The sequence below is a fragment of the Dysosmobacter sp. genome, assembly GCF_052306735.1.
GTDB lineage: Bacteria > Bacillota > Clostridia > Oscillospirales > Oscillospiraceae > Oscillibacter.
On record NZ_DAWBAJ010000002.1, the window covers coordinates 62,152 to 73,747 of the forward strand.

Genomic DNA, 11,596 nt, shown 5'->3' on the forward strand with positions numbered 1-11,596 from the left:
CGGTTTGATTCCCGCTATCTTTTTATAGTTTGATGATATATGGCCCGCCGTACTGGCTGATGATGAGGGCCGCCAGCTTGGGGTTGGTGTTCTTGATCCGCACCGGGTACTGGAGTTTTTTCTCATAGACGAACATTACACGTTCCCTCCTTCATCCCAGGGCCAGGGATCCTTGAGCCAGGCATAGCCCTGATCCGGCGTCAGATCTGTCTGCAGCAGGGGGCCGTACTTTTTCTGGTATTTCTCCCGGCCCTCCTTAGCCAGGTTGATATAGGACCAGTAAAGCTGCAGGGCCTCCTGGTCTTTGGAGTGGGTGGTGAGGTAGAGCCCCAGCTCGTCGATGGCGAAGTCCAGAGCCATCAGCTCCACCAGGGCGGTGTTTGCCAGCTTCGTCCGGGCCTGGATGGCCGCCTTGAAGGGCAGGTCCAGTCCGGGGAACAACGTGCCGGTCTGCAGGGCCTCCATGCGGCTGAAGCGCACGGGGTTATTCTCCTGCATGGGCACATACGGGAAAGCCAGGGGAGCGCAGGCTCCCGGAAGGGTGCCGTTTCCGGCGCCGCAGGCGGAAGTGCCGCCCTGACTGGGTTTATCCTCCATAGGAATGGTGCCTCCTTTGAACAGGGTAGGCGCAGGCGCAATCCCGCGCCTGGTTCATCCTATGCGCCGCCTCCGCCGGTGGTACCGTCTTGATTTCACCGCCCGCTGCCGCTATAATCGGAATAAGGGACCTGCCCGGCGTCATAGGAACATCCTGTGGAGGTGTTGCCTTGTGCGCATTTTGCTGATCCGAAAGCGCCATCTGGCCCTGGGCGGGGTTCTGGCGGTGTTTTTGTCCGTGTTTGCGGGGCTCCTCTGGCAGGGGAACGCCGCGTTTACCGACGCCTTTTCCGCCCAGGAGCAGCCCCGGGTCACCGTGGTGGTGGACCCGGGCCACGGCGGGGAGGACGGCGGCGCCGTGGCGGCGGACGGCACAGTGGAGAGCGGGCTGAATCTGGATATCGCCCTGCGGACGTCGGACCTGCTGCGCTTTGTGGGGGTGCCCACGGTTTTGACAAGGGAGACGGACATCTCCATCCACGACGAGAGCGCCCAGTCCCTGCGGGAGAAGAAGGCTTCGGACTTACAAAACCGGGTGGAGCTGGTAAATGAGACCCCCAACGCCTTTTTGCTGAGCATCCACCAAAACAGCCTGCCCTCGGACACTTCCGTCCACGGCGCCCAGGCTTTTTACAACACGGTGCCCGACGCCCAGGAAGCCGCCGTATCGGTGCAGGAGGCCCTGAACCCCGTGGCCAACACCCACCGGGCCAAGGCCGCCAAGGCCATCTCACCGGACATCTATCTCATGAAAAACGTCACCGCCCCGGCGGTGCTGGTGGAGTGCGGCTTTCTATCCAATCCGGAGGAGACCATAGCGCTGGGGGATCCCGTCTATCAGCGCAGGCTCTGCGCCGCCATCGTCAGCGGCTATCTCATGGCAAACGAGGAACCGACATGAAACAAAAGACTTTATTTTACTGTACCGCCTGCGGCAACGAATTTCCCAAGTGGGCGGGGAAGTGTCCCGCCTGCGGCGCCTGGAACACCATCGTGGAGCAGCCGGAAACGCCCAAAAGCAGCCGCGGCAGCGCCCGCAGCGCGGCAGGCAGCGGCCTGCGCCGCCGGGCCTGTCCGGTGACGGAGCTGGGGGAGGATGAGGAGATCCGCTTTCCCACCGGCATGGGGGAGCTGGACCGGGTACTGGGAGGCGGCGCGGTAAAGGGCTCCCTGGTGCTGGTGGGCGGCTCTCCGGGCATCGGCAAATCCACGCTGATGCTCCAGATCTGCAGCTGCCTGTGCGCCTTTTCCAAGGTGCTGTATGTATCCGGTGAGGAGTCGGAGCACCAGCTCAAGCTCCGGGCAAAACGATTACGCGTGGAGAGCCCCAACCTGCTGGTGATCTCCGAGACCGCTCTGGGAGACCTGCTGGAGACAGTGTCGGAGGAGAAGCCGGACGTTCTCATCGTGGACTCCATTCAGACGCTGTATGCCGACGCCGTGGACTCCCCGGCGGGCTCCGTCAGCCAGGTGAAAGAGTGTACCATGGCCCTGATGCAGCTGGCAAAAGGGCAGGGGATCACCGTCTTTGTCATCGGCCATGTCAATAAGGAGGGCTCCATCGCAGGCCCCAAGGTCCTGGAGCACATGGTGGACTGCGTGCTCTATTTCGAGGGGGAGCAGCACACCTCCTACCGGATCCTGCGGGCAGCCAAGAACCGCTTCGGTGCCACCAATGAGATCGGCGTCTTCGAGATGGGGGACGCGGGATTGACGGAGGTGGAGAACCCCTCCCAGATGCTGCTCTCCGGCCGTCCGGAGGGGGCTCCCGGCACCTGTGTCACCTGTGTCATGGAGGGAGCCCGTCCGGTGCTGGCGGAGATCCAGGCTCTGGTGGTCAGCTCCGCCGGAGGCAATCCCCGGCGCACCAGCAACGGTTTCGACTACAACCGGGCAGCCATGCTCCTGGCGGTGCTGGAAAAGCGGGGCGGGCTGAAAGTGTCCGCTTGTGACGCCTATCTGAACATCATCGGCGGACTATATCTGGACGAGCCTGCCGCAGACCTGGCTGCCGTCATCGCCCTGGCCTCCAGCTATCTGGACCGGCCGGTGCCCGGCGACCTGGCGGCAGTGGGGGAAGTGGGACTGACAGGAGAGCTGCGCAGTGTCAACCAGTTGGACCAGCGGATCTCCGAGGTCCGGCGTCTGGGTTTTTGCCGCTGTCTGGTGCCGGCTCACCGGGCGGAGGGGCTGCGTGCTCCTGACGGATTGCAGCTGATTGCGGTCCGCAATATCGGTGAGGCGATCCGAGGGGCGCTTCGTGGGCAGGAATGAAGTGGACGCAGGCGCCGCCAAGAGACGGGAGGCCCGCTGCCGCAGCGCTGTCCAGGGTGCACAGTCCGTCGGATTGGTACACGCAGTCGCTGGTGCATGGGATCAGGCTCATGTCATCACATCCGTTATTGAGATTGTATCTAGCATAACCGGGACGGCGGGTTTTATGTCCGCCCACGAGCCCAGACGCCGCAGCGCTGTTTGGACGGCCGTCCCGGAGGGAAGGAGGATTTTGCGGGATATGATAAATTGAACAAAATAAAAATTTTGTTCAATTTAGGGGAGGGCAAAATGGCGTCATGCCCTGTTTTGGGGCCTTCCGGCGGGTTTGCGCCCCGGCGGCGCCGGGCCTGCGGTATGCGTCCATTCTGTCTTTTTATCCCGCGTATCTGTTATGAACAACTATCGAATTGAATCGCCGCCCATCCTGCGGGATTTCCTGGCGTATCACGAAACCATCAAAGCACACTCCAAGCGCACTGTGGATGAATACTTTCTGGACCTGCGGAATTTCTTCCGCTATCTCAAGCAAGTCCGTGATCCGTCCCTGGCCGGCTGCGCGCTGGACGAAATCGACATTATGGATGTGGATCTGGAGTTTGTGGCCTCTGTGACCCTGACGGATATCTACGGCTATATGACCTATCTCAGCCGTGACCGGGTTCGCCATCAAAACAGTTCCCGGTCGGACTACGGGCTCAATGCAGCCTCCCGGGCCCGGAAGATCGCAACCATCCGTTCCTTTTATAATTACCTCACCAACAAGGCCCACCTACTTCGTGAAAATCCTGTCAAAGATCTGGATTCGCCCAAGATCAAAAAGGAGCTGCCCAAGTATCTGACCCTGGATGAGAGCATCCGGCTGCTGTCGGCGGTGGACGGCAAAAACCAGGAGCGGGACTACTGCATTTTGACGCTGTTCCTCAACTGCGGCCTGCGGATTTCCGAGCTGGTGAACCTGGACTGCAAGGATATCCAGGAGGATGCCCTGCGGGTGCTTGGCAAGGGCAACAAGGTGCGCATCCTCTACCTGAATGATGCCTGTCAGGATGCCCTGAAGCGGTATCTGGCGGTGCGGCGGCCCATCACCGGACGGGATGCCGACGCCTTGTTCTTATCCTCTCAGAATGAGCGCATCAGCCGCTCCACGGTCCACGCCATGGTGAAAAAACGCCTTTTGGAGGCAGGACTGGACGCCCGGGAATACTCCTCCCACAAGCTGCGCCACACGGCGGCCACGCTGATGCTGCAAAACGGCGTGGATGTGCGGGCGGTACAGGAGGTTCTGGGCCACGACCACCTCAATACAACGGAAATCTACACCCACATTGATAACGACGCCTTGCGGACAGCTGCAAAGGCAAACCCCTTGTCACACGTGAAAAATAAAGGAAAATCCGGGACATGATCCCTCCCCTTCCGGCAAAAACGTGCAAAAGAGAACCGCTCCATCAGGAGCGGTTCTCTTTTGCTTTTCCGTTATGGTACCGGGGCCTCAGGGGTTCAGCAGCGCAGCCCAGTGCCAGGTATCGTACATGGGGATGTTGCCGATGCGCCAGATGGAGACGCCGGTCACTCCCAGGAGGCTTGCCATGTTGGCGGCGGCCTGGACGCTGTCGGAGCTCTGGTACCACAGGAAGTAGCGGCTGCCGTCCTCCGTGGTGTAGGTGGCGTAGGACATCTGATAGGTGTCGGACCAGCCGGTGACAGTGTCGGGCTGCTGGAGCCGTTTCCAGACGGTGTCGTTGGTGGGATAGACGGGATCCGCGTCCAGCAGCTTTCCGGATCCGTCGATCTTCCAGGCCACGTTTTCACAGCTGAAGCCCAGCACGATCTTGGAGGCCTGTGCCTCCCCCACCTGCTCCACCATGGTGCGCAGAGACCAGTAAATCTGATCCAGCGGTGCCTGGGCGGCAGTCTTGTAGTACTCCGTGCCCTCATAGCCTGCCAGACTCTTGGGCTCGTAGTCATAAGCCATCAGAATGACCTTGTCCGCCACGGCGGCAATGCGGGAATAGTTATAGCCGTCGTAATAGCCGCCGGTGGAGAGCACCGGGGAGACGCAGACATACAAGGTCTTGTCCAGGTCGTGAACCTTGACGGACAGCTCCGTCAGGAACGCATCGAAGTTCTGTTTGTCGGATGCCCGCAGGCCCTCAAAGTCGATGGTGACGCCGCTGTAAGGGTTGTCGCCGTAGGCCTCATAGGCCACCGTCAGCTCGCTCAGGATCTGCTCCACAGCCTGGGCGCGTCCGCTCTCAGAGGCCAGCAGCGCACTGACGCCGCCGGAGGTGTCCATGAACACATTGAGGTTCAGAGGAATGTCGGAATCCGCCAGGCGCTCCGCAACCTCCTCGTATCCGTCCGGCACAGCAAACTCGTTGCCGTTGGCGCCGGTGGTGGCCAGCAGCGCCTTGCTGCCGTCCCAGGTCATGCGGCTCCATCCGGCGCTGACTGCCTCCATGCGGTCCGTCAGATCCAGCTGGCTGTACGAGGAGATGGCGTAAAAGCCATGTGTCCAGGTAGCCCGCTGGGAGAGCTTTTCATAGATCCGCGCCAGCATGGCCGCCGCCTGTCCCCGGGTGGCGGTGAGATTGGGCCCAAAGGTAGTGGCGGAGGTCCCCTTGGTCATGCCAATGTCATATGCCACAGTGATGTAGCCCTTGCGCTCCGTGACGTCGGTAAACGGCAGGGCAGCCTTCTTCTCGCACAGCTCCGCTGCGCCCCGCAGCCCCAGGGCCCGCACCAGCATCTCGGCCATCTCGCCCCGGGTGATGGCGGCATTGGGCCGGAAAGCACCTCCGGCGTCCAGAACGTCCATCTGTACAGCGGCTTCGATCTGGGTGTACCAGGTATGGGTAGCGGGCACGTCGGTAAAGGACGGCGCTGTGGGAGCCGTGACGCGGCTGCCCCACTGCTCACGCATCATCCGGTACAAGACCCCGACGAACTGTGCACGGGTCATGGAATCTGCGTATCCGAAGGTATCGCCGTCATAGCCGTTCATCAGGCCGTAGTCCACCGCCTTTTGGATATCCCCGGCCAGGGAACTGTCCGCCGGGATATCCTGGTAAGTCCCTGCGGCAGACGCCGGGACTACCGTCAAAGACACCGCCATGGCGATGCCCAGCAGCAGCGCAATCCATCGTTTCATCATGCGACCTCCCCGCTTTCGTAGAATTTGCTATCAGTATAGCACACCAAAACCGGAAAAGGAACTGCTTTTCCCGGAATTTACGGCCGGATATTTCCGGTAATGTGGATGCCCCGCAGCTTCTGGTAATTGTAGGTGGACAGCGGGCGGTTATCGGCGTCATAGCTGTGGGCCGCCACCAGGATGTTGGCGGGCATGGCCGGCCGCCCCACCGCCACCACCACCGGGGTGTGCTGATAGCCCTCCCCGGTGAAGGAGAGCTGGAGGAGATCCCCGGGGCGCAGCTCCTCCAGACCGCACTCCTCTCCCACCGGACCGATGGAGAGGACTTTCCGGGTGAGAAAGTCATAGAGGTACTCCACCCCGGTCCAGGACGGGGATTTCTGATTGGCACTGATATAGTACCAGCCGAAATCCGGCACAAAGTTCATGAGGCTTCCCCCGGCGAACAGGCACTGAGATGCGAAATTGGTGCAGTCCCCGCCGATCTCCTCGTAGTCGTAAAACCTGGGATTTCTGCCAAAGGCCCACCGGTGGGCGTAGCGCACCGCAGCCATGCGGTCATAATCCGGTACAAAACGCATGATCTCCCCTCCCCTTTCCTCCCAGTCTATGCGCCGGGCAGGGGCCGGGGCACAAAAAAGAGCCGCCCGCAGGCGGCCCATTCAATTTCGCAGGGTGTACACGTCCTCTCCCCGGGTTTGCTTTACGCTGAGGATCCGCTGATCCACCATGTAGCCCAGAACCTCCTGCAAAAAGGCGTCGGGATCCGTGACGGCAATGCGCCGATGGGAAAAGGGCAGTCCGGCGCTCAGGTCCCGGACTGCCTCACGCAGCTGGGCCCGGGTGCAGCCGCCCTGCTTTTTCACTGCCCGGCGAATCCGGGCAACACCCTTGGCTTTCAGGAGGGACGCATCGTCCCGGGCAGCAGTCTGGGCCCGGTAAAGGCCCCAGGCATAGAGCACCGCCGTAATGGCCATAAAGGCCAGCAGGTACGGAAGATAGTGCAGGAGATTCATTTGCGCTTCTCCCCTTTTGCCCGCTTTTCCTCCTCTTTCCAGACGATAAAATGGTGATCCCGGAGGATCTCCAGGAACTTGATGAGCCGGGGCAGGGATTTCTCCATGCCGGGATACGCAGTGTCCAGCTTCTGGGAGATGGCGTATACGTCCCGCTCTCCGTCAATGAGCTTCCAGATGAAGCTGCCGTAGCCGTCCAGGGCGATATGGCTGACCCGGGGCTTATGGAAAAAGCGCTGGGCGATGCGGTTGTAAAATCCCGTCCACTCCTTGGTGAGGGTGACGATACCGGTCTCATCCACGGTGAACTCTGTCTCCGGCGTGCGGACAGGCACGTATTCCAGATAGTTTTCAGACTGTTTCTTCTTCATGGGACGCAGCCCTCCTTGTCTCGAGTTGGGGCCGCGGAAGCGGCCCGGGAAAACCGCACAGGCACGGCCGGCCCTTGCGGGCGGACCGTGCCTGTTGGATACAGCGGATCTTACTTCTTGGTGCTGGTGCAGACCTTCGCCAAAGAGGCCAGCAGCAGCACGAAGGCGATAATGGAAATGATGGAGCTGATGCCGCCCAGGTTCAGGATGCCGGAGACATCGATATTGAGCTTGGCAGCGGCCAAACCCGCCAGAACGACGCCCATGAGGCCCTCACCGGCAATGAGGCCGGAGGTGTACAGGACGCCCCGGTCCACGCCGGCCCGGCGCTCCTCCTCGGAGACGTTCTTGCGGCGCTCCATGAACCAGCGAACTACGCCGCCGGCCATGATGCCGGCGCTGAGGCTGAAGGGCAGGTACATGCCCACGGCAAAGGGCATCACCTGGACGCCCATGATCTCCACCACGATGGCAACACCCACGCCGGTAAGGATCAGGGCCCAGGGCAGCTGGGCGTTCATAATGCCCTCCACCAGCATCTTCATCATGGTAGCCTGGGGAGCGGGGATCTCCTTGCCGCCGAACTCCCAGGCGGCGTTCATCAGGTACAGCACGAAGCCGATGACAGCAGCAGAGGCGATGACGCCGATGATCTCGCCGATCTGCTGCTTCTTGGGGGTGGCACCCAGGATGAAGCCGGTCTTCAGGTCCTGAGAGCAGTCGCCTGCGATGGCGGCGATGACGCAGATGATGCCGCCGATGCAGATGGCGCCGGTCATGCCGGTGGTGCCCACGGTGCCGGTGGCTTTCAGAAGAATGGTGGTGATGATAATGGTGGCGATGGCCATGCCGGACACCGGGTTATTGGAGGAGCCGATGAGGCCCACCATCCGGGAGGACACGGTGGCAAAGAAGAAGCCGAACACCACCACGATGACTGCACCCAGCAGGTTCACGGGGAACGCAGGCAGCAGCCAGATGGCCACAGCGATGACCACCATGGCGATGAGCAGCACGGGCATGGGGATATCCTGCTCCGTGCGCAGGGTGGAGGCCTTGCCGGCGCTCTTCATGCCCTTCATGGCCTGCTTGAAGGTGCGCACGATCAGGGGGAAGCTCTTGATGAGGCTGATGATGCCGCCGGTAGCCACGGCACCGGCGCCGATGTACTTGACATAGGTGCCCCACAGATCAGAGGGTGCCAGGGTGCTGATGGGAGCAGAGCCCGGGAACACCACGGCGTCACCGCCGAAGAGGGCGATCATGGGCATGATGACGAACCAGCTGAGGGTGCCGCCGGCGAACATATAGCTGGAGATCTTGGGTCCGCATATGTAGCCCACACCAGCCAGGGCGGGCAGCACCTGGATGCCGATGGAAGAGCCCTTGTAGAAGGCGATATCGTGGCCGATCTCGCTGGGGAAGACCTTGAAGCCGTCGCTGATGAGCTTGTAGGCAGCGGCGATGCCCAGGCCGGAGAACACCACGCCGGCCTTGCTGCCGCCCTCTTCACCGGCCAGCAGCACCTCGGCGCAGGCGGTGCCCTCGGGGAAGGGCAGCACGCCGTGCTCCTCCACGATGAGGGCCTGGCGCAGGGGCACCATGAAGATGACGCCCAGGACGCCGCCCACCAGGGCAACCAATCCCAACGTCACCACGCTGGGCATGTCGATGATGCCGTCCTTGGCCCACAGGAACAGGGCCGGCAGGGTGAAAATAGCGCCTGCGGCCACGGACTCACCGGCGGAGCCGATGGTCTGGACCAGGTTGTTCTCCAGAATGGAATCCCGGCGCAGGATCACCCGGATGATACCCATGGAGATCACGGCTGCGGGGATGGATGCGGAAATGGTCATGCCTACCTTCAAACCCAGGTAGGCGTTGGCCGCGCCGAACACGATGGCCAGCACGATGCCGATGAGGACGGACGTCACCGTAAATTCCGGTACCACACGGTCTGCCGGTATGTACGGCTTAAAGTCGCTGTTTTTGTTGGACATTCCAAAAACCCTTTCTATTTCTTTTTTGCTATCTCTTAACGAAACGCCTCGAATACTTTATCATATCTTAGCGATTATGGAAAGCAAAATATAAATTTCGGGGAATTTTTGTGCAATGGGGAGAATTTTATATTACTTTTCCGCCAGTCTGGCCAGCACGTCTGTTAAAAGCTGGTAGAACCGGGTGAAGGAATCCAGCGGCAGGTGCTCGTCGGGGGTGTGGCAGCCCCGGATGGTGGGGCCCACGGCGATGGCGTCCAGGCCCGGCAAAGCCTCGGAGAAGAGGCCGCACTCCAGTCCCGCGTGGATGGCTTCGATGGAGAGTTCCCCGCCGAAGAGGGTCTTGTAACTCTCACAGAACACATCCCGGATGGGAGAGTGCTCCGCATAGGCCCAGCCGGGATACCGGCCGGTGATCTCCGTGGTGAAGCCGAAGGTCTCCGCCAGCAGGGCCAGGGCCTCCTCCGTCTCCTCCTGCAAAGACTCCACGCTGCTGCGGGGAGCAAACACCAGCTCCAGCCGCTCGCCGGCGGAGCGCACAACACCCAGGTTCAGGGAAGTCACCACAAAGTTGCCCTGCTTGGGATTGCGCACCCGCACGCCGTTGGGAGCCAGGCACGCGGCGTTTACCAGGGCTTGTCCGGCCTGGGGGGTGAGCACTTGACAGTCCTGCTCCTCCCCTGCCGCGGCGGTAAAGACAAAGGAGGGTTCCGTGGGCAAAATCTCCTCCGCCAGGGCCTTGCCCAGCTCCTGTGCCGCCTCCAGAGCCTTCTGCGCCTCTTCGCGGTTGAGATAGAGAACGGAGGCGGAGCACTCCCGGGGAATGGCGTTATCCTTGCTGCCGCCGTCGAAGGCCATCAGGCGGCAGTCCTTCCCCGCCGTCAGGTGCCGCAGCACCCGGGCCATGAGCTTGACGCCGTTGCGGCGCTCCTTGTGGATGTCACTGCCGGAGTGGCCGCCCAAAAGGCCTCTGATCTCCAGGGAGACGGGGAAGCCGTGGGCCTCCTCCCGCTGGGCAGGACGCACCAGGGCATAGCGCATGCCGCCGGCACAGCTGACGGTGGCCACTCCCTCCTCCTCAGAGTCCAGGTTGATCATGGTGCGGGAGTCCAGCTGGGACTTGTCCAGGGCCTTGGCGCCGTCCAGGCCCACCTCCTCACAGACGGTGAATACGCACTCCAGGGGCGGATGACGCAGGGTGTCATCGTCCAGAACGGTCATCATCAGCGCCACCGCAGCGCCGTTGTCGCCGCCCAGGGTGGTGCCGTTTGCCCGCAGGACGCCGTCCTCCACGATGAGGTCCAGGCCCTCCGTCTCAAAGTCGTGCTCCACGCCCGCCAGCTTCTCGCACACCATGTCCAGGTGGCCCTGGAGCATCACCGGCGCGGCGTTCTCCGCCCCGGCGGAGGCGGGCTTTTTGATGATGACGTTGTTGGCAGCGTCCTGATTCACCCACAGTCCCCGCTCCTTGGCGAAGGACACCAGGTAATCGCTGATGGCCTTTTCGTTGTGGGATCCCCGGGGAATGGCACTGATGTCCTCAAAAAAGCGGAACAGAGCCTCCGGCTGGAGGCCTTTGATCCTGTACTCCATATGAGAAACACTCCTTTATCATTTTGTGTGCGTACAGTATACCACAGCTTTCTTCAAAAGACAAATCCCATATACCGGCATTGACACTTTCTCCGGTTCCGCATATAATTTCTTCCGACAATAATTGATATATCAATGATTGGAGATGACCGGCATGCGCTATGCCATTCACACCCTGCTCTCCCGGGCGGCCCATCTGATGCGAAACGATCTGCGGCCCCACCTGAGCGCCATCGGGCTCTCCCCGGGGCAGCCCAAGGTGCTCCGCTCCCTGATGGCCCGGGAGCCCCTCTCCCAGCGGCAGCTGGCCTATTACTGCGAGGTGGATCCCGCCGCCATCAGCCGGATGCTGGAGAGCATGGAACGGGACGGCCTTCTGATGCGGACGGCCTCGGCTACAGACCGGCGCACCGGTGAGGTACGTCTGACGGACAAGGGCCGGGAGACGTTCCAGCTTTGGGAGGAGCAGTGCTCCGCCCTGGAAGAGCGGATGCTTCAGGGCTTTTCCCGGGAGGAACGGGAACAACTGACTGGCTTTCTGGACCGGGCCTACCGCAATCTGGGCGGACATCTTCTGTAAGGAGGGAT

General features: G+C 61.5%; 11 protein-coding genes and 1 pseudogene. 4 read left to right on the forward strand and 8 right to left on the reverse strand.

Annotated elements, in window-relative coordinates:
• Positions 1 to 40: 40 nt before the first annotated feature.
• Positions 41 to 136: pseudogene (locus ACT67G_RS01020) on the reverse strand (manganese catalase family protein); the annotation flags it as partial.
• The gene (locus tag ACT67G_RS01025; RefSeq protein ID WP_443662697.1) at positions 136 to 597 is read right to left on the reverse strand and encodes a spore coat protein CotJB; all 462 of its coding nucleotides are present in this window, start codon (positions 595 to 597) and stop codon (positions 136 to 138) included. The pseudogene ACT67G_RS01020 and the gene ACT67G_RS01025, both read right to left, overlap by 1 nt.
• A 172-nt stretch (positions 598 to 769) precedes the next feature.
• Between ACT67G_RS01025 and ACT67G_RS01030 the strand changes: the two genes are divergently transcribed.
• From ACT67G_RS01030 to ACT67G_RS01040, 3 genes are all read left to right on the forward strand, one after another.
• The gene (locus ACT67G_RS01030) at positions 770 to 1,498 is read left to right on the forward strand and encodes an N-acetylmuramoyl-L-alanine amidase (RefSeq protein WP_443662698.1); all 729 of its coding nucleotides are present in this window, start codon (positions 770 to 772) and stop codon (positions 1,496 to 1,498) included.
• A complete protein-coding gene (gene radA, locus ACT67G_RS01035; RefSeq protein ID WP_443662699.1) occupies positions 1,495 to 2,871 on the forward strand; it encodes a DNA repair protein RadA in 1,377 nt (458 codons plus the stop codon). Before ACT67G_RS01030 ends, radA begins: the two co-directional genes overlap by 4 nt.
• Positions 2,872 to 3,265: 394 nt before the next feature.
• Complete coding sequence (locus ACT67G_RS01040; protein WP_325246847.1) at positions 3,266 to 4,279, forward strand: tyrosine recombinase XerC; 1,014 nt, start codon at positions 3,266 to 3,268, stop codon at positions 4,277 to 4,279.
• 87 nt (positions 4,280 to 4,366) lie between these two features.
• Here the strand turns inward: ACT67G_RS01040 and ACT67G_RS01045 are convergent, their stop codons facing one another.
• From ACT67G_RS01045 to ACT67G_RS01070, 6 genes are all read right to left on the reverse strand, one after another.
• On the reverse strand, positions 4,367 to 6,025 hold the full coding sequence (locus ACT67G_RS01045; RefSeq protein ID WP_325246846.1) for an S-layer homology domain-containing protein: 1,659 nt from the start codon (positions 6,023 to 6,025) through the stop codon (positions 4,367 to 4,369).
• An 80-nt stretch (positions 6,026 to 6,105) separates the two neighbouring features.
• A complete protein-coding gene (locus ACT67G_RS01050; RefSeq protein ID WP_325246844.1) occupies positions 6,106 to 6,609 on the reverse strand; it encodes an amidase domain-containing protein in 504 nt (167 codons plus the stop codon).
• A gap of 81 nt (positions 6,610 to 6,690) precedes the next feature.
• Positions 6,691 to 7,044 (reverse strand): hypothetical protein, encoded by a 354-nt coding sequence (locus ACT67G_RS01055; protein WP_443662700.1) that lies wholly within the window; start codon positions 7,042 to 7,044, stop codon positions 6,691 to 6,693.
• On the reverse strand, positions 7,041 to 7,415 hold the full coding sequence (locus tag ACT67G_RS01060) for a PqqD family protein (RefSeq protein ID WP_325246300.1): 375 nt from the start codon (positions 7,413 to 7,415) through the stop codon (positions 7,041 to 7,043). Before ACT67G_RS01060 ends, ACT67G_RS01055 begins: the two co-directional genes overlap by 4 nt.
• 110 nt (positions 7,416 to 7,525) lie before the next feature.
• The gene (locus tag ACT67G_RS01065) at positions 7,526 to 9,415 is read right to left on the reverse strand and encodes an OPT family oligopeptide transporter (protein ID WP_443662701.1); all 1,890 of its coding nucleotides are present in this window, start codon (positions 9,413 to 9,415) and stop codon (positions 7,526 to 7,528) included.
• Positions 9,416 to 9,547: 132 nt separating this feature from the next.
• Positions 9,548 to 11,008, reverse strand: a complete 1,461-nt coding sequence (locus ACT67G_RS01070; protein WP_443662702.1) for an aminoacyl-histidine dipeptidase — start codon at positions 11,006 to 11,008, stop codon at positions 9,548 to 9,550.
• 154 nt (positions 11,009 to 11,162) lie between these two features.
• Between ACT67G_RS01070 and ACT67G_RS01075 the strand changes: the two genes are divergently transcribed.
• Positions 11,163 to 11,588: a MarR family winged helix-turn-helix transcriptional regulator gene (locus ACT67G_RS01075; RefSeq protein WP_443662703.1), complete on the forward strand. Its 426-nt coding sequence runs from the start codon at positions 11,163 to 11,165 to the stop codon at positions 11,586 to 11,588.
• The last annotated feature ends 8 nt before the right edge of the window (positions 11,589 to 11,596 follow it).